15 protein-coding genes and 1 tRNA gene are annotated in these 19351 nt (G+C 40.9%); 3 read left to right on the top strand and 13 right to left on the bottom strand.

Annotated elements, in window-relative coordinates; all coding sequences use genetic code 11:
* Positions 1-25: 25 nt before the first annotated feature.
* Positions 26-2395, bottom strand: coding sequence for a hypothetical protein (locus QZ576_RS11270; RefSeq protein WP_297097153.1), 2370 nt, complete (start codon positions 2393-2395; stop codon positions 26-28).
* Positions 2396-3061: 666 nt separating this feature from the next.
* On the opposite strand from QZ576_RS11270, the gene rlmD reads away from it, so the two are divergent.
* Together rlmD and QZ576_RS11280 are read left to right on the top strand one after the other, a co-directional pair.
* The gene (gene rlmD, locus QZ576_RS11275; protein ID WP_297097155.1) at positions 3062-4477 is read left to right on the top strand and encodes a 23S rRNA (uracil(1939)-C(5))-methyltransferase RlmD; all 1416 of its coding nucleotides are present in this window, start codon (positions 3062-3064) and stop codon (positions 4475-4477) included.
* A gap of 228 nt (positions 4478-4705) precedes the next feature.
* A complete protein-coding gene (locus QZ576_RS11280) occupies positions 4706-6175 on the top strand; it encodes an OmpA family protein (protein ID WP_297097157.1) in 1470 nt (489 codons plus the stop codon).
* 111 nt (positions 6176-6286) lie between these two features.
* Here QZ576_RS11280 and QZ576_RS11285 read toward each other — a convergent pair whose 3' ends face one another.
* The 12 genes from QZ576_RS11285 to QZ576_RS11340 form a co-directional block, all read right to left on the bottom strand.
* Positions 6287-6940: a response regulator transcription factor gene (locus QZ576_RS11285; RefSeq protein WP_297097160.1), complete on the bottom strand. Its 654-nt coding sequence runs from the start codon at positions 6938-6940 to the stop codon at positions 6287-6289.
* A gap of 9 nt (positions 6941-6949) precedes the next feature.
* Positions 6950-8188: a histidine kinase gene (locus QZ576_RS11290; protein ID WP_297097161.1), complete on the bottom strand. Its 1239-nt coding sequence runs from the start codon at positions 8186-8188 to the stop codon at positions 6950-6952.
* A 115-nt stretch (positions 8189-8303) separates the two neighbouring features.
* Positions 8304-8774 (bottom strand): hypothetical protein, encoded by a 471-nt coding sequence (locus QZ576_RS11295; protein ID WP_297097163.1) that lies wholly within the window; start codon positions 8772-8774, stop codon positions 8304-8306.
* A 21-nt stretch (positions 8775-8795) separates the two neighbouring features.
* On the bottom strand, positions 8796-10631 hold the full coding sequence (locus QZ576_RS11300) for a V-type ATPase 116kDa subunit family protein (RefSeq protein ID WP_297097165.1): 1836 nt from the start codon (positions 10629-10631) through the stop codon (positions 8796-8798).
* The gene (locus QZ576_RS11305; protein ID WP_297097167.1) at positions 10628-11236 is read right to left on the bottom strand and encodes a V-type ATP synthase subunit D; all 609 of its coding nucleotides are present in this window, start codon (positions 11234-11236) and stop codon (positions 10628-10630) included. Before QZ576_RS11305 ends, QZ576_RS11300 begins: the two co-directional genes overlap by 4 nt.
* Positions 11236-11724, bottom strand: coding sequence for a DUF2764 family protein (locus QZ576_RS11310; RefSeq protein WP_297097169.1), 489 nt, complete (start codon positions 11722-11724; stop codon positions 11236-11238). The genes QZ576_RS11305 and QZ576_RS11310 overlap by 1 nt, the downstream gene beginning before the upstream one ends.
* Before the next feature lie 11 nt (positions 11725-11735).
* Entirely contained in the window at positions 11736-12341 is a 606-nt protein-coding gene (locus QZ576_RS11315) for a hypothetical protein (protein ID WP_297097171.1), read from the bottom strand.
* Positions 12342-12360: 19 nt separating this feature from the next.
* Positions 12361-13665 carry a V-type ATP synthase subunit B gene (locus QZ576_RS11320; RefSeq protein ID WP_297097173.1) on the bottom strand — a complete coding sequence of 435 codons (1305 nt, stop codon included), beginning with the start codon at positions 13663-13665 and terminating at the stop codon, positions 12361-12363.
* A complete protein-coding gene (locus QZ576_RS11325; RefSeq protein WP_297097175.1) occupies positions 13662-15434 on the bottom strand; it encodes a V-type ATP synthase subunit A in 1773 nt (590 codons plus the stop codon). Before QZ576_RS11325 ends, QZ576_RS11320 begins: the two co-directional genes overlap by 4 nt.
* Positions 15435-15720: 286 nt before the next feature.
* Complete coding sequence (locus tag QZ576_RS11330) at positions 15721-16590, bottom strand: universal stress protein (protein WP_297097178.1); 870 nt, start codon at positions 16588-16590, stop codon at positions 15721-15723.
* 35 nt (positions 16591-16625) lie between these two features.
* The gene (locus QZ576_RS11335; RefSeq protein WP_297097180.1) at positions 16626-17375 is read right to left on the bottom strand and encodes a hypothetical protein; all 750 of its coding nucleotides are present in this window, start codon (positions 17373-17375) and stop codon (positions 16626-16628) included.
* Positions 17376-17878: 503 nt separating this feature from the next.
* Positions 17879-17953, bottom strand: a tRNA-Pro gene (locus tag QZ576_RS11340).
* 374 nt (positions 17954-18327) lie between these two features.
* Between QZ576_RS11340 and trxB the strand changes: the two genes are divergently transcribed.
* Complete coding sequence (gene trxB, locus QZ576_RS11345) at positions 18328-19329, top strand: thioredoxin-disulfide reductase (protein ID WP_297097182.1); 1002 nt, start codon at positions 18328-18330, stop codon at positions 19327-19329.
* The last annotated feature ends 22 nt before the right edge of the window (positions 19330-19351 follow it).

Here is a 19351-nt window from a genome sequence, read left to right on the forward strand (position 1 = left end):
ATTTATGATATTGGATAATTATACTTTATGGTTCAGGTTCATATCTTCTGCGGCGTGTGAACTTTTCTTTTTCGTTGATTGGATTTGCATCCATAACAAAAACACCGCGGCCATGTGTGGCAATAATAAGCATGTTATCGCGTGGGTGAATTTGAAGGTCGTGCACATAGGCAAATGGCAGGTCGCCCAATACATTCCAGCTTTCACCTTTGTTTTTGCTGATGTAAACTGATGCGTCGGTGCCGAGGTACAAAACGTCAGGATTGAACGGATCTTCGCGAATAACATTTACCGGCCCCACAGGAATTTCTCCCGAGATGTCTTTCCATGTTTCTCCAAAGTCGGTCGATTTCCATACATAAACCTGAAAGTCGTCATCGCGTCTGCCGGTTTGTGTCATGTAAACCGTTCCCAACTCGTATTTCGATGCAATTATTCTGGATACCCAGCGATGAGGCACAGCTCCGCTTCTGATTTCATCCCAGTTTTTACCTCCGTCTTTGGTTCTCCAAATCCGGCCATCATCAGTTCCTGCGTAAAGCAGGCCAGCCAGTAGTGGCGATTCGTCCAAGGCCTGAATTGTCTGGTAGTTAATGTCGCCAAATTTATCAGGATCGTTAAAGGTTAAGTCGGGGCTGATTTTTTCCCAGGTACTTCCTTTGTCGATTGATTTCATAACGTATTGGGTCCCGAAATAAATAATGTCGTTGTTGTGTGCTGACATAACTATTGGCGAAACCCATTGTCCGCGTAAAGCCGGCTCATCGGGGTAATTCGGTGGAAGTACCTGTTTGGTGCTTGCAGGATAACTATTCACTTCGGCACGGGCCAGATTTCCGTAATAAACACTGGCGTAAACGGTGTTGTTATCGCGCGGATCAATTACGTGTGTACTTCCTTCGGCTCCCAATGTATGTTCAAATTCAACTTGCCGGGCTCTGTCTCTTCCGTATGAAAGATCTACTGTTCCGTAATAACTGTGATGATCCTGTATCGATCCTAAAACGCGAAATGGAGTGCTGTAATCGAAAGCTACATTATAAAATTGTGCCAGTGGCAGTGGTTCAATCGGGTGTTTCCACGTTTCGCCTGCGTCGTACGAAATGGAAATACCTCCGTCTTGTGCATCAATAATGTAATTCGGATTGTTCGGATCGATCCAAAGTCCGTGATGGTCGGCATGTGGATCGCGAATAGGAGTGAATGTTTTTCCTCCGTCAGTCGATTTATTTAGCCAGATTCCTAAAGTATAAATGGTATTCTCATCTTTCGGGTCAACCCTGATTTGTCCGAAAACCCAACCATAAGTTCCCGAGTGGTTTTCCATATATACTTTTGTTTCAGGAGTTAAACCGCTGGTTTGTTGCCATGTTTCGCCGGCGTCGGTCGATTTGTAAACGGTGGCACCTTTTATTACGTCTTGTTTCTGTCGGTTGTACGAATCCAGTTCTCCTTTTTTTGCCTGGTAGGCAATTTCGTAATTGTCGAGTAAAGCGTAAAGAACATTCGGATTGGTTGGTGAAACATCAATTCCAATGCGGCCACGATCTTTCGCTTCGGGCAAACCTGTGTTGATTTGTTTCCAGTTTTCTCCTCCGTCGGTTGATTTCCAAATGCCGCAATTTCTTGTTTTTTCGAATGTTCTTGGATCGTTCCATTTCAAACGCATTCTTTCCCAACTTGTAGCGTAAATCGTCTCCGGATCGGTAGGATCGAGCACAATATCGAAAACCCCGGTGTTTTCATCTATTTCAAGAATTTTATCCCATGTTGCTCCTCCGTCTGTGGTTTTGTATAAACCACGCTCTTCATTTGGTGTCCATTCGTGGCCGGTTGCTGCCACATAAACGATATCCGAATTTTCAGGATGAACTCTGATTCTTCCGATAGTGTGAGTATTCTCCAAACCCATCACTTTCCACGATTTTCCACCGTCGGTAGTTTTGAATACTCCGCATCCTGCATTTGAGCTTCTGAAAATGTTGGCTTCTCCGGTTCCTACCCAAACCACGTCCTTGTTTTGAGGATCGATGGCAATGTCGCCAATCGAAGCTGTTGGCATTTCGTCAAAAACGGGCTCAAAAGTCGTTCCCTCGTTTACCGATTTCCAAACGCCGCCTGTTGCCGATCCAACCCAAATGGTGTATTGGTTTCCTCTTGGTGAAATCGCTTCAACATCAGTGCATCTTCCGCTAATGTTTATAGGGCCAATGTATTGCCAGTGATTGTCTTTGTAAGGCGATGTTTCAGCTAATTCCTTTTGCTTGCTGAACATTTTAATACGCTCTTTTCCTGATAAAACGGGCTTCTTCTCCTGTGAATAGCCGGCAAAGGAGGCAAGGAGAAAAAGGATTGTAAGTCCTTTTGTAAAGTTGGTTTTTAGATTGTTTCTCATTGATGATATGCTTTTTATTTTGGAAATACGTCTATTGAAAACACATAAAGATAATATCTCGAACATGAATTCGTCATAGTTTTAGTTGATGTGAAAATGACAAGGTATACAATATTTATATAACATTTGGTCGGTGCATCAAGATATTGAGCATCATTATGACAAATGTTATAAAGATGATAACCTTTATTCTGCCGGAGGAGATAGTAAATAGTATTTCGAGTTGTTCTGAAGCCCTGCGTAGAATTGACTCGCAATGAAAGTCAAACCACTTTTAAATGGTTAGAGTAGCAGATGCAATAGGTGAAAATTAGGCATAAAAAATGCCCTCCCGGGCAAAAAGGAAGGGGAAAGCTCTATGGACGCTTTTTGAAGATGATTGATAATTTACAAACCCCTAAACACAAAACCAATCATAAATACAGAAGTCGCTTTCCCCTTTTAAGTTTTACTTATTGAAAATAAAACCAACCATTAAATCAATAGCAAATATAAGGAAATGATTAATTCATAAAAGCCTTATCGAACATAAAATCACTTTTGTGCATATAAAAAAGGTTGGTTTTCCCATATTGGGAAAATCTATTTTTATTTGGGAAATGACACTGTAAACAAAGATGATGCAGTAATGAATATTGAATTATATTTGCGCAAAATTAGATAGCTGTGGGAAGAAGAAAAAGAAATAAGCCGTTTTACGAGAATGTAAGAATTGAAGATATTGGTGCCGAAGGAAAAGCCCTTGCACGAGTTGGCGACGTAGTTGTTTTTACCAAACTAGCCATTCCCGGCGACGTTGTAGACTTACAGGTAACAAAGAAAAGAAAACGTTACCAGGAAGCCATTATTAAAGAATTTAAAGCATACAGCGAAGACCACGCTGAAGCTTTCTGCGAGCATTTTGGTGTTTGCGGAGGATGTAAATGGCAAATTCTTCCTTACGAAAAACAATTGTACTACAAACAAAAACAGGTTCAGGATCAGCTTTCAAGGATAGGGAAAGTGGAAATGCCTGAAATGATGCCTATTCTTGGTTCGGAGAAGAACACTTTCTACAGAAATAAAATGGAATTCACTTTCTCGAACAAACGTTGGTTGAGTTACGATGAAATTGAACGCGATGAAGAAATAAAAGATCCGAATGCGCTTGGTTTTCATGTACCCGGCTTGTTTGATAAGGTGGTGAATATTGATAAATGCTGGTTGCAGGACGATCCGTCGAACCAAATTCGCAACTTTATTTACGATTATGCTATCAAAGAAAAACTATCATTCTTTGACATTCGCGAACAAAAAGGATTTTTAAGAACGCTGATAATCAGAACTACATCAACAGGCGAGTTAATGGTAATTGTAAGTTTCTTTTACGAGGATGAGCCGGCCCGCGAACAGTTGTTAAAGGCGGTAAAAAATGAGTTTCCGGGAATTACTTCGCTGATGTATGTAATTAATACAAAAGGAAACGATACGATTACCGATCAGGATATAGAAGTGTTTTCGGGGCGCGATTATGTGCTGGAAGAAATGGAGGGCCTGAAATTTAAGATCGGCCCAAAAAGCTTTTATCAAACCAACTCTGAACAGGCTTACGAGTTGTATAAAGTTGCCCGCGACTTTGCCGAACTAACCGGAGATGAGACAGTTTACGACCTGTACACCGGAACCGGAACGATCGCCAATTTTGTGGCTAAAAAGGCGAAAAAGGTGGTTGGTATTGAATATGTTCCTGAGGCGATTGAGGATGCTAAAATAAACTCGGAACTGAATAACATCGAAAATACATCGTTTTTTGCCGGCGATATGAAAGATGTACTTAACGAAACATTTATTAATGAACACGGCACGCCGGAAGTGGTGATTACCGATCCGCCAAGGGCCGGAATGCACGCTGATGTTGTGGACACCATTTTAAAAATGGAGCCCAATAAAATTGTTTATGTTAGCTGTAATCCTGCTACGCAGGCACGCGACCTTGCAATGTTCGATTCGTTGTACCAAATTGAGAAAATTCAGCCCGTAGATATGTTTCCCCACACACATCACGTGGAAAATGTGGTAATGCTCAGAAAAAGACTTGATTAATTACGTAAAATAGCCTAACTTGTTGTGGCAAATTGCAATTAAAAGTTGCAAAAAATAAGGGTCGTATTAAGAAGCAGGATGCTTTCTTAATATTGTTATATGTATAATGTTAAACAAGTTTTCTGAAAATCCTAAATTCAAATAATTATGAAAAGAGTATTACTTTTTCTATTTGCATTTGTTCCAATGTTGGCATTTGCTCAACAAGAATGTGTCTATTTTAAAAAAATGGTCAAACTCGAGACTGAGAAGACCGACCTCAATACAACTCAAAGTGATTTTGGCCCCGGATTCGTGGGCGACGAGCTTTGGTACTCGGCATATACCGATGAGGAGATTGAAAAGTTAAATAGTGGTTCTGATAAGGATATTTATTATAATCTGTATGCTACTCCTACCGACTCAAAAGGAAACGTAAAGTCGGGCAAAAGTGTTAAGCTGGCTTCGGCAAGCGAAGGTTATCACGCAGGGCCGGTATCGTATTGCGAAGCCACCGGAGAGCTCTTTGTTACCTTAAGTAACTTCGAAAATCCGGAGGTGCGCAACAAGGTTTATCAGAAGGCTGATATCCGCCTGAAAATTATCATTGCCAAAAAGGTAAATGGCGAGTGGCAGAAAACCGGCGAATTACCATTTAATGATCCAACATATTCTGTTGGTCACCCAAGTGTTACTGTTACTGGCGATACCTTGTATTTTGTTTCAGATATTCCTGAAAAGGGATTAGGAGGAACTGATATATACATGTCGGTTCGTTCAAGTGGAACCTGGGGCGAAATGCAAAACCTGGGCGACGCTGTAAATACGGAGAAAAACGAAATGTTTCCGTTTATTCATAAAGGCAAATTCCTGATTTTCGCATCAAACGGAAGAGGGTCGGGTGATGATCTGGACCTTTATAATGTTGGGTTATTTGGTGATAACATTACCGGAGTTGCTGAACTAACTGAGTTAAATTCTGATGGTGATGATTTTGGTTTTGTAATTCACCCCGATGAGGAAGTGGGGTATTATTGCTCGAATAAATCAGGCGGAATGGGAAGCGACGACATTTATAAAGTGTTGCTCGAAAAACAAGGATCATATGATCTTGAGCTGGTTGTTATGAATAAGAAAACAATGGAGCCGGTAAATGATGCTAAAATTACTTTCGGCGGTGTTGTTGAGTTTATAGCTGGAATTCTGTTTAAGAAAGAATTGGAAAAAGATAAATCGTATTCTGTGGCTACCAATATTGATGGTTTCATGAACGATTCGAAAACTATTTCTACCGTTGGAAAACCTTTTGGCGTAATTCGCGACACTTTGTGGGTTGAGAAAGTAGAAGTAGGACAGAAGTTTGTTATGGAGAATATTTATTACGACTTTGACAAATGGGATATTTTACCGGCATCGGAAGTTGAACTGGATAAGTTGGTAAAAGTAATGAATGACAACCCTGACTGGAAAGTTGAATTGGGATCACACACCGACAGCCGTGGTAGCGATGCATACAACAAAATACTTAGTCAGAAACGTTCGGATTCAGCGGTTAGTTATATTGTGAGTAAAGGAATTGATGCCGACAGAATTACAGCCATGGGATACGGCGAATCGCAGTTGGTAAACCAATGCGACGACGGTGTTCCTTGTTCAAAAGAAGAACATCGTAAAAACCGTAGAACTGAATTTAAGATACTTGAAATGAATGGAAATTAGTATTAAGTAATTTATATACCAATCATCTGAAAGCTGTTCTTTTTAAAAGAGCAGCTTTTTTTTGCCCAGAAGTTTGGACTTGTAGTCTAATTTTTAATGGATAACGGGTTATTACAGCGAAATAAGCTGATTTTTAAACGCATAAATAACCAGGTTTACGGTGTTAAAAGTTTCGGTTTTTTGGAAGAGGTTGCTTTTGTGTTTTTCCACTGTTTTAGGGCTTAAATGAATGAGTTCGGCAATTTGCTCATTGTTTAGCCCTTTGCAAATCAGGTTAAGGATTTCTTTCTCGCGCGAAGTGAATTTATCGAGAATTTGTTCGCCCGATTTGCGTTCTTTGTCTTTATACAAATTGCGCGAAATTACTTTTATAATTTCCGAAGAGAAGTAACTGCCTCCGTCGGCTACTTTTTTAATGGCTTTTTCAAAGTCTTCAATGTCCGAGCGTTTTAGCATATAACCTTCCACACCGGCCGAAATCATTTGCTCAATATATTCATCGTCGGCAAACGATGTCAGTGCAATAACTTTTAGCTCAGGATATTTTTTGAGTGCTTGTTTTGTGGCTCCAATGCCGTTCATTTTCGGCATATTAATATCCATTAAAACGATGTCGGGTTGCACATCCTCAATAAGTTCCAGAAACGCTTCACCATTTGCTGCTTCGCCAGCAACCGTCACAAAATCGAAATTGTTTAACAGCATTATTAAACCATCTCTAAAAATTTTGTGGTCGTCAACGATTATAATGTTTGTGTTCTCCATGTTCGTGAATTATATCGTGAAACTTAGCTTAATTTCTACTCCTTTTCCTTCGCCGGTGTTAATTTCGTATATGCCACCAAACGACTCAATACGGTTGATAATATTTCGCAGTCCCATTTTCTCTTCGTCCGATGTGTGAATAAGCTCAGGATTAAATCCTTTACCATTATCACGATACAATATAACTACTGTCTTTTTAATTTGTTGAATGTCGATGAATAATTTCGATGCTTCGGCGTGTTTAAGCGTGTTGTTGATCAACTCGTTACAAATGCGGTAAACGTTTAGTTCCATGTTGGGGTCTAACTTTATTTCAGGATTTGTTGAGTTAACAACGCAGGTAACTTGTCCTGTGTCATTTATCCTGTCGCACAGAATTTCCAGCGATTTTAGTAATCCGTATTTGTTTAAAATTGATGGATTAAGGTTGTTTATCGTGGCTTCCAGATTTTCTAAAGCTATTCCCGATAGTTCTTTAACCTGAACCAGACTTTTGTTTTCTGAGTTATTCGAACAATCTTTTTCAATGAGTTTAATGAAAAGTGCAATGCTCGACAGAATGGAGCCCAGCCCGTCGTGCAGATCGGCTGCAATTCTTTTGCGTTCTTTATATTCAACTTCAAGCGCCCGGAGTGCCTGTTGTTTTTCAATGGTGTTATACGAATTGATGATTCGGTAAATTAAAAATATACAAACCAATAACAGAAAAAAGGTTAACAGCACGAGCGTAAATACCCGTTGTCTGAACCCTGTATTTTCGCGCAAAATATAATCATGAATCGTTTTGTCCAATTCCTGGTAAGCCAGTTGAAATTCACGATATTCATTTAAAATACCCACGTTAAAATCTTCGGCATTATTTTGAAGCGATGTCGCCACCTTGTTTTGCAACTGCTTAACCTGTCGGTCAACTTCTTCCAATGTATTTTGAAGGTATTCTTCGCGGCTTCCTTTATATTTCTCAGAAATAAGTGAATCGAGAGAATTGGTGTAGCTGTTGGTTTTTGTAAAACAATTTAAGATCGTTTCTTTTTTAAGGGAGTCGTTTAACAAAAAATAGTCGTCCAGAAAGATTCGGCTGTGTGAGATTTCGAGGTCGATGTTTTTCGAAAGTTCCAGTAATGAAAGGTGTTCACGATCGAGACGCAAACTTTTTATGGAGGTGTAAATAATTCCGGTACAGGTAATTGTAGTGAAGATAATAATGGCCAGTAAGACCCTTCCGCGAAATAGTATTTTTAAACTCATCTAGTAAATTCAACGATTTCTTTTGATAAAGATATTCAATTGTATTTACATATATAAAATAAAAATCCCCCGCCGAAAAACAGCGGGGGAATATTTTTTTGTCATGTTTTGCGTATTAAGCTCCCGGAATGCCTCCCATACCAAATACCATGGCAAGCAGTGCCACCGTTTCGATGATACCCATGGCTCCAATGTACATACCCGCTCCTTGTTTCGAATCAACAGCTAAATTGGCACAAGCAGCTGCGCCAACACGTCCCTGCATAATTGCCGAGGCTGCAATAGCGATACCGATGAAAAATGCCCAAATCATTTGGTTAGAGTAGCTGTCGGGACTAAGGTTTGCCCCGATCATTGAGTTCATAAAAATCATACCATAAATTACCTGGCTCAATGGCATACCTACCATTGCCAATGCCAGCGACGGAAGTTTCTTTTTGTCTCTGATTGATTGTTTCCAAAGCCCTAAAGCTCCCATGCCTGCAATACCGGTTCCAATTGCCGAACCTACACCTGCAATACCCAGAGCAATAGCGTGTCCGCCAAAGCCTGTAACTGTTGTTGCTAAAATTGTTGTTAAAGTCATTTTTATACTATTTTAAAAATTTTATTGTTTGTTGTCCTTCAAATTGAAGGGTTTATATTCATTTCCTGAAAACTCAACTTCGGCGTGGCCGGCGTACTCAAGCATATTCAATCGTACTCCGTGTACCAGCACAGCCATTGCCGCCAGAATCATATTTAGTCCGTGGCCGAGTATTAAAACCAGCACTGCTCCAATTCCGGAAGCCACAGTAGTTATACCGTCGCCAATGGCCATTTGATTAAAACTTGCCGCCATTAACACCGTTGCCAGACCAACTGCATACAATCGGATGTACGAAATAATGTCGGAAAAGCCATTGATTATACTGAGTGGTAAACTACCTATTGACGAAATCATACCTTTAAAAAAGCTCGTTCCCGGTTTTGAAAACAGGGCCACCAGCACAGCACCTCCAATAAATAGCCAAACCATAAATGCCGGAGCTTCAATCCCTAGTACCATCTGATTTACAATGAGGTACAATCCCCAGATAATTGCAATCCAACCAAACTGTGCAAAAGCTCTTACGCTGTTACTAAATTTCCATGCAACCTGCAGGTGTCCAACGGTAAGGTGAATTGCACCAACCAGAAACATGATTTTTTGTATAATAAGGCTGTCTCCACCAAAACTGGCCAGCGCGTCAATTTTTAAGCTGCGCAGTACCGGCCATTCGGCAATTGCTTCTGACCCGAAATAGGTTCCGGTTAATACACCCCAAAACATAATCGATACCGAAAGTGTATAGATCAAACCAAACTCAATTTGTTTGGCAAACTTTTTCTTTCGGTGTGCCAGAAATGTGATCAGCAAGAATACCAGTCCGTATCCGGCATCTCCTACCAAAATTCCGGTAAAAAAGGTAAAGAATACCATAAATACCCGTGAAACATCCATTTCCTTGTAGCCGGGGACCAGTCCCATAAAATCCATAACCGGCTGAATACGTTGTGCCCATTTTGGCGTTCGTACAAGGGTAGGGACCTCTTCCTCTTCTTCCGGTAAAGGATCTTCGATCACATATCCCCAATGACGTGCTTCAGCTGTTTCAATGAATTCATCGACATGTTCCAACGGAATAAAACCTTTCCAAAATCGAACATGTTTATCCACTGCAATACCACCAAATTGCACATTACGAACATCGTAACGACGCAAGCGTTCTTTCAATCCGTCCACCAATACGGCTTTCTGTTCGTGCAACTGAAGTAAAAACTCCTTGTTACTTTCCAGGTCGTTGTTGGTTGCAGCTAATAACTCTTTTGCATTTTCAAGCTCGTTTTGCGGAAATGGAAGTTCTTCCATATCCAGCAATCGTTCGTTGGCATCTTTGGTCAATAAAATTACCTGATTCAGATCTGAAAATTTGCCTACTACCTGAATATCGTCCCGGTCAGCGACTTGTTTTAACTCTTTGTCGCCAAGAAGGTAGGTTTTTATCCAAATCCCTTTTTCGTTGAGGTCTTTAATATCCTTTAGTGTAATATTTCCCCAATTCTCAAACCATCTTATGTCGCTGGTTAAGTTGAGCTTAATATTTTCCAGTTCCTGCCGATGGTGTGCTGCATCCAGCACCTTTTCCATAAGAAAAACTGCTCCTCGTTCAAGTTCAGAGTAATTCGGAATTTCATCATTTTTAGCACCGGAGTATTGCTCATCATCATACTGACTGAGAACCGAAATGGCTTGTTGCAGTTGTTTTATACGTGCATCAACCCGTTCAATCGATTCGTGTTTTGCCAGTTGCAGCGGAGCAATGTGTATTACTCCAAGCTCTCCCAAAGCCGTAAGTTCGGCATCAATATCATCGGCAGATTCGGGCATAAACAGCATTAATTTCTTCATTTCTGCTATCATAGGCTGCCCTCCTTTTGTTTGCTTGTTTTTACCACTTTTGCTGTTGCAATTGTCAGGCGCTCGTCGTCCTGCAATTTTTGCCCGATTTTACGAATGGCCAGTTTTGCATTCGGAATGCGGCGATTCTCAAACAGTTTTACACGTGCACGTACATCCAGTAACTCTTCTTCCAAAAGATCAATTTGTTCTTTCAAAACTTCGATTTCGGCCAGCAGTTGCAATTGTACCTGCATCAGTTCAATAGCATCGTCAACCCACAAAGGCGTTTCATCGTTTGTGGGCATTACGTTAAAGTCAACCTTAACGAACTGTTGAACACGAACACCGGCCACATCAACGGTTTTGGTAACTATTTTATTCACCGAAATAAATTCATCGATGTTCACCCACGAATCGCTCATTACGGCCGTCCAGGATTCTGCTGCCTTTCGGTTCTTTTCAATCTCTTCACGGATTTGCTCAATCCTTTCAGCGATGGTATTTATGGTTGCCATCAACGATTTTTCCATCGCTTCAAACAAGGGCAGCATCCTTTCCGAAACCTTCAGAATTTTCTTCTGCCGGGCCCGTTCCGTTTTTGTATATTTTATTTTTATACCTGCCATTATTTACCCTCCTTGTTTTTTCCCGGATTTACCACCGATGCTAATACTTCAGCACCTTTAATTTCGTCGAAGGAATACAATCTTTCTACCAGCTGAAGTTTTAGTTTGTACACCAAAACTTCGGTTAACGAGAATGTTTTTCCGGCCTCAATATCCTGCAATTCTTCCCACTGCCACTGCAAAATATTCATTTCGCGCTCCATTGGATTTCCCCGCAGCAATGAATTTGGCATTCGCTCCGGCTTCGCCTGACGGTTTTGCGCTTTGGCTGCTCTAACTTCTGAAAGATCTTCCTTAATACTGTTTAAAAGCGAGGAAATGCTTTTTACTCCAACTTCCGAATCCAATTTTTGAATATCAGCCGATTGAAGCGCCTTAAAATGCCGGGAAGACAACTGGCGTTTTGCGTCATCGTTAAATTCATCAATTGTAATCGGAGGAGCCTCCCTCAGGGACAACGATGGCAAACTGGTCATTAGATAAACCATGTTTGACATATTTAATCCTCCTGACTTTTAATGATTCTATCAACCAAATCCTTGTTGAGTAAAGAAAATAAACCGCTCTCAATTTCTTTTGAGCTGACCACGAAGCTAATTCCGTCTTTGTCGGTCGATTTCACTTTTATTTTGGCTTTACTCGCTGAAAGTGGTTTTAAAGTTACCTCTTCCTGAAGCGCTTCTTTCAGTAGAAAAGCTTCCATTTCTTTGTGCAGCTCCGGCGGTACTTTTATCGATTTTTTTCCTGAAATAGAATCGATCACAACTTTTAGCAACTCTTTCAGGTATTCTTCCTGGCGGAATAAGGTTTTGCATTCTTTACCAAACACCGTTTTCAGGTGGTTTAAAATGGTAATTTTTGTGGCTTCAACCATATCGCGCGAAGCCTGTGCAATTGCTTTTTCTGCATTTTTTTCGGTTTGCGAAGCTTTTGTTTCGGCCTCTTCAACAATTTTTTTGCTGGTAGCCTTTGCTTCGGCAATCAGCTTTTCTGCTTCCTGCTTTGCATTTTCTATTATCCGTTGTTTCTCAGCTTCGCCGGCATTAACTCCCTGCTCTTTTAGTTTGGAAACAATTCCTTCCAGGTTTTCTTTATTTTTTGTCATCTCTTTTTCTGATTAGTGGTTAGTTCCAATATTGCTCGATCAGTTTTTTACTCAACCCGGTTTCGGTTGGTTCAAAATGTCGTTTTAAAATATCCCAGCATTTGTCTAATGCGGCTTCCAGCTCAATAGGTTCTCCAAATGGTTCTTCCATATTTGCAATAAAATCTTCACGGTAACGCAGCAATTTTTGCGAGAATGCATCGTTTGCGGCACCAACTTCAGCAGCCTCGTATGCTTTTTCTGCATCGGCAAGTAACGACGCCATCACCGTCATAATAGGGCGGTGGTCGTTTCGGGTAGTGTCGTTTACCTGCTGCTTTAATCGCGAAAGCGAACGTGCCAGTTTCAGCTTACCATTGTCAAGGAAAAACTGTCCCTCGGTAATGTACCCTGTGTTATCGGGAACCGGATCTTCAAGCGATTCAAGCGTTGTTGCACCGATAATGGTTATCGAACCTGCACCTTCAATATCGGCAGCCACCTCGTAACGTTTTGCCAGCTCTGAATACAACGAACCGGGGTAACCTTGCAACGAAGGAATCTGATCCTGGTAGTTGGCTACGTTACGCAAAATATTCGACCAGTTGGTCATGTCGGTTAGCAGCACCAGCACATCTTTTCCCTGGTCGGCAAATTCGCGCGACACACTTAATGCCACATCAGGTAGCATTAAACCTTTAATCTGCGAATCGCCGGCAAGGTGGGTAAACATGATCGTTTTATCGATATTACCCGATTGCGACAGCTGCTCTTTGAAATAGTGGTACTCATCGAATTTCAAACCAATACCGGCAAAAATAATTACGTCGGCCTGTGCACCTTGCGCAATTTGCGAAAGCAAACGGTTGTACGGCTCGGTAGGACCGGCAAAAATTGGAATCTTCTGCGATTTTACCAGTGTATTAAATACATCGATCATCGGGATACCTGTCCACAGCGGTTGCTTCGGTACCAAACGAACCGTAGGATTTAAAGTATCTAATCGTGTTGAAATTTGTTTGTCGAAAATAATTTCGGGGCCACCGTCGGCCACATCGCCAATTCCATCGAAACTACGGCCAAGCATATTGTACGAGAAACCCGCCGTTAGCGGAACCTCGTGCATGCGTATTTTTGTTTGCGTGCTCAATCCCTGCGTTCCGTTAAACACCTGGAAACGCGTTGAGTCTTCAGTAATATTAATTGCTTTGGCAAACGAAAGACTTTGGTTGGTTCCGGCTTCCAGCAATTCTACCACGTGGTTGAGTGCCACACCCGGATTTCCTTCAACCGAAATCAGTGCCTTACCAACTTCGCTAATTCTATTTATTTCTTTTCGTATCATAGTGTGTACTCTCCTTGTAAAATAAATTGTTCAACTTTCTCCGGAAGAACGGCCATTTCATCAATCGTTTGAGCCGATGTATTCCAGTCTTTCCACCACTGGCGCAATTCATCGAATTTTGCTTTTATCGTCTCTTTTACTTCTTCATCCTCCTTGTCGTCCTGAGCAAAATCGATCGTTCTATCGATGAGTTTCTGAACGGCTTCGTTAATAACAATCAAACGTTCGGGGCGGGTACATGCATCAAGCTTGTGGAAAGCATTTTGCTGCATTACACAGAAATCGATGGTGAGTCCTTTTTGATAAAGCACATATTTCTCTACCGGAACCTTTTTCAAACCAATGGTACTGATGGTTTGGTCGATACCATTTGCCTCGTAAAGTGTTTGAAGCATTTTGTTGCGGTCGTCCCACGAAATAAAACTGTCGTAAACCGATGATGTATAAGAAAGTGGATCGATTGCCGGATATTTTTTAGCATCGGCGCGGTCTTGCGATAAGCCCCAAAAACCTCCGGTTGCATCCATTGTTGCCTGAGTTACCGGCTCCTGGAAGTTACCACCTGCAGGCGACACCGTTCCGATAAAAGTTAAGGAACCACCAGTTCCCTGATCGGCACCGGCACGTTGGTACATCCCTTTAATCTGATCCGGGATATCCATTGGGAACGCCTCCGGACCCGGAATATCTCCCTGGCGGCCACTACGCTCGCGAAGTGCCTGTGCCCAACGCGAAGTTGAGTCGGCCAAAAGTACCACACTGTAACCCTGATAGCGATAATATTCGCCCACGGTTAGAGCAATAAATACACTGGCCTCACGCGCTGCAACCGGCATCGAACTGGTGTTACCGAAAATACACATCCTATTCATCAGCGAGTCGCCGGTTGACGGATCTTCCAATTCTGCAAAATCTTTAAACACCTCAACAGCCTCACCGGCACGTTCGCCGCAGGCAGCCATAATAATAATATCGGCTAAAGCATATTTACACAGCGAGTGCTGCAACACGGTTTTTCCGGCACCAAAAGGACCGGGGTTTCCTACTGTTCCGCCATAACTAACTGGCGCCAGCAAATCGATAACACGCACCCCGGTTGAAATGGTTTTACTCGGAATGGCGCGCTCTTTAAACGGAATCGGAGATTTTACCGCCCAGCGAAATGCCAGTTTTAACTCGTGTTTTGTGTTTTGACTATCAGAAATAACAGCAACCGTTTCGGTAATATTTACCTCGCTTTTTTCGATAATGCTTTCCACTTTGCATTTTCCGAAATTAAAAGGCACTAAAATGCTGTGCGTCAATCGTCCTTCAGGAACGGTACCGATGGCATCGCCACCACTTACTTTGTCTCCAACAGCTACAGTAGGAGTGAAGTCCCACAACTTTTCTTCATCAAGCGCCGGAGCTTTCATTCCGGGCACGAGGTACGGATCTTGTTCACCCAATTTGTATAGCGGATTTTGAAGTCCGTCCCAAATACTGGTTAGCAGTCCCGGACCCAAAAGTACCGATAAGGACTTGCCGGTAAATTCAACCTGATCGCCAATTAAAGCACCTGTTAAATCCTCAAAAACCTGCATTTCAACAATCCCTGCATCCGCATTTTTCGGATCGGGATCGATTTGTAATACTTCGGCTTGTAACGACTTACCATCTACTATAACATTGGCAGTTTCACCCATGATCACATTTCCGTAAAATCGTGCTTTTACAAGCGAATCCTGAATGGATATGAGCTGACCTGTTCGCGTTTTATTATTATTCATATTGTTTTATGTAGAATGTCTAAAACTCTTAAATTATATTGTTTCTTAAATATCGGGTAATCTTTACTATTTAATCGCGTAATATTTTAATAAATCTTAACGTTTAAAAGGTTATTGTCAGTATGACACTTTGGTTTGTTCATAGCATTTTTATCTCAATAAAAACTAGTCATAATCAGTGTTTGAGCGCTTATTTCGTCATCATTTACTGAAATGGAAAAGTTCTTCAGTGTTAACGTTAAAGCTTTGCAATTGGTTGGCATAATTTTGACTTTTTATTCGTTTTTTACAGAAATAGCGAGTCGACAGGATTTGGCGTATAATTGACCGTAAAGACAGGCAACTTACTTCCATGAACTATTTCGGAGACAAATTTCCCGATGTTCGAATTCGAGAATATCGATTCCTGGTGCGTTCGGATAATTAGCAATTCCGGATTTTCTTCTTTTACATATTCAAGAATAACCTGGTGCGAATCTTGATTGTACACTTTTAGTATTTTAATATCACATTCAATGTCGTGCTCGTTTAGTAACTGTTGAATCTTTTGCGCATTTTTTAAGGCAAGGCTTTTTTCTACATCGATATTTGCTTTTAGGGCCGACAGAATCGTAATTTTTGCATCGTGCTTTTTAGCTAAAAATTGCGCCCATAAAAGTCTTTTCTTGGTCGATTGGGTAATGTCGATCGGGATAGCAATATTTTTTATCTGCGGAACACCAAAGTCTTTATTTACCGTTAATACCGGGCATTTCGACTGGCTAATTAATTCGTCGACTTGTTCTTTTGTTAAAGCTCCCGGATAATTGGTGTCGCTTTTATCAATCAGCAAAAACTCCAGGCTGTCGGTTTTCGACTTTTCCAGTAAAACTTCTACCGGATTGCCGGCCCGCACCGAAATAACAATATTGTCAGGTATTTCCTCTCCGAGTACTTTTTTAACAAAGCTGGTCAATTCTTCTTTGGCTTCTTTTATTGCTAATTCAGTTTCTTCGGGCTGAAAATTTCGCTCAAAAAAACCGCGCTCTTCAATCACGTTCAGTATTACAAGCTTTACCTCAAGGGTGCTTTGTAAATACAGTGCTTCCTTTAAAACTGTTTCTCCTTCTTTGTTTGGCGAAATAAGTGCCAAAATGCTGTATTCTTTCTGTTCCATCGCTATTGTTTTAGTCTGACTGCTTTACAAAACGGTCAATCGTTTTCAATTACAATTAAATCGCGGTTTGTATGATTCAGGTAATTATTAATTCCCTTACATTTTGTTTTATATTCTGTCGTATTCAACGTTGTATCAATCTCTTTAAAATATTCGTTGATGTACGTTTTTACATCCTCGTTTATCTTTTGATTTTGCGTTTTTAGTACGAAAAGTATTTCCAGGTTCGATTGGGTTCTGTTGCATATTTCAATAACCTGGTTGCACAATTGTTCCGATGGTTTTTGGTCGGGATTTACTACAAACAGTATATTTTTCGACGTTTCACCTTCAAAGGTTTCGGGTAAAATAAACAGTGGATGTTGAGCCGTATCGATAATTTTCTCCAGGCATCCGTTTTGTCTTTTGCACGAATCCTCGAAAGAATTGTGTGTAGACAAAACAAGATTGTGCTGGCCTTTAATAATTGGTTTAAAATTCAGAACTGAGTTCAATTCGCCTTCAATTGAAAGGGTATTAACCTTCTGTTTTTCGATACTAAAATGCTTTAGTAGTTTCTTCTTTAAGGCCCGTAATTCGTTCCTGGTTATTTTTTTTAGATGATGGCTAAGTTTGCGCATCATTAAGTGCCCCCAGCCCGGATTCTGATACGTTTGTAAAATGGTAACCGGCGATTTTTCTTTGTAAAGAAATTGCATGGCAAACGAAGTAGCGTGCCAGCTTCCGTCCGAAAAATCTGCCAGTATTAATATCGAAGGTTGGTTATTTCTAAATCTTACACTCATAGCCACGATCAATTTTGTTTCTTACAAAATTACCCCGGATACAGAGGAATTACTACAGGTGAAAACCTACATCGGGGGAGGATAATATCTAACAAAAGGTAGGGAAATCCCTACCATGAGTAGAAATGGAGTTGTGCGATGCTGTGGAAATTTGATAACGGTATTTTTAGAGGTCACCGGATAGGTCTCAATTTGGGTGGTTTTTTGTGGCTTGTTTTATAGTTGTGGTTTATTTGAGAATTGACAGGATTTATTAAAATGAATCCTGGATTGGGTGGGATGCTCAACCTAAAACCTTTCTCTCACTGCGTTCGAGGTGTTTTCTTTTTGTTAAGATGTCAGGATTTACTTGTAGTGAATCACAATGGGGGAGGGATGCTCAAAAGAAAAGCGAACTCACTACGTTCGTATTGGCTTTTTGTATTTAATACATTGCTAAAGGATTTATGCTTCGAATTAAAAACAAAAAGCCTCTTCAAAATTTTGAAGAAGCTTTTCTTTTGTCGGGATGACAGGATTTGAACCTGCGACCCCTGGTCCCCCAGACCAGTACGCTAACCGGACTGCGCCACATCCCGATGATTATTCTTTTTTTTACAGGCTTTCTGAAAGGTTTTTGGCTACTTTCAAACTGTAATATTTTTCTATGTTAATCCCGATTTTCTAAAATCTTTGATTTTTATAGAAAATCGAGGATCCTCGAACTTTGTTCGGGACCGGACTGCGCCAAATCTCCCGATGCTTTCGCATCGAGGATTCTCGGTGTAACCGGAACCGAAACTGGATTGCAAAAGTACGCTTAGAAATTATTTTTACAAAACTTTTTTCTTTCTTTAATCTACTATTTTGAGGGGAATATAGAATTCGGTTATATTGCTTCATTATTATCGATTAAATTTATGTCAATCGATAAAGTATGTTTTGTATTTTTGTGCAACTAAAAATTTAAATGATGTTTAAACCACTTGATATTAACGATAGCAACGAAAATAAAAACGTTGAACCAACCGACGTAGAAAAAGTAAAATGTTTGATTGTAGGATCGGGGCCTGCAGGTTATACCGCTGCAATTTATGCTGCTCGTGCTAACCTGAGTCCGGTAATGTACGAAGGACTTCAACCGGGAGGACAGTTAACAACAACTACCGAAGTTGAAAACTATCCGGGTTACCCGGAAGGTGTTACCGGCCCGGTAATGATGGAAGACCTGAAAAAACAGGCGGAGCGTTTTGGTACCGATGTGCGTTGGGGAATGGCTACTAAAGTTGATTTCTCGGGCGGTGTTCATAAAGTTTGGATCGACGACTCGAAACTCATCGAAGCTGAAACCGTGATTATTGCAACCGGTGCAACAGCCAAATATCTGGGACTTGAAGACGAAAAGAAATATGCCGGAGGTGGAGTTTCTGCCTGTGCAACCTGCGACGGATTTTTCTACAAAGGAAAAGATGTAGCTGTTGTTGGTGGTGGCGATACTGCTGCTGAAGAAGCCATGTATTTGGCCGGTTTGTGTAACAAAGTTTACTTGATCGTACGTCGTGATGTGCTTCGTGCATCGAGAGTGATGGCCGAGCGTGTAAAGAAAACACCAAACGTAGAAATACTGTGGAAACACCAAACTAAAGGATTGATTGGCGACAATGGTGTTGTTGAAGGCGCAACATTGGTTAAAAACCTTGGAGAAGAAGGAGAAGAGGAAGTTAAAATTAAAATTGACGGATTCTTTTTGGCCATAGGTCACAAGCCAAACTCTGAAATTTTTGCCGACTATGTGGATACAGATGATGTGGGTTATATTTTAACTACACCTGGAACTTCAAAAACAAAAACTCCGGGAGTTTTTGCCTGCGGCGATGTTCAGGATTCGCAATACCGTCAGGCGGTAACTGCTGCCGGATCGGGATGTATGGCTGCAATTGATGCAGAACGTTACCTTTCTGAAAAGCATTCGTAAAAAAAAAAGAAAATACGCAATA

This window comes from uncultured Draconibacterium sp. (genome assembly GCF_913060805.1).
GTDB lineage: Bacteria > Bacteroidota > Bacteroidia > Bacteroidales > Prolixibacteraceae > Draconibacterium.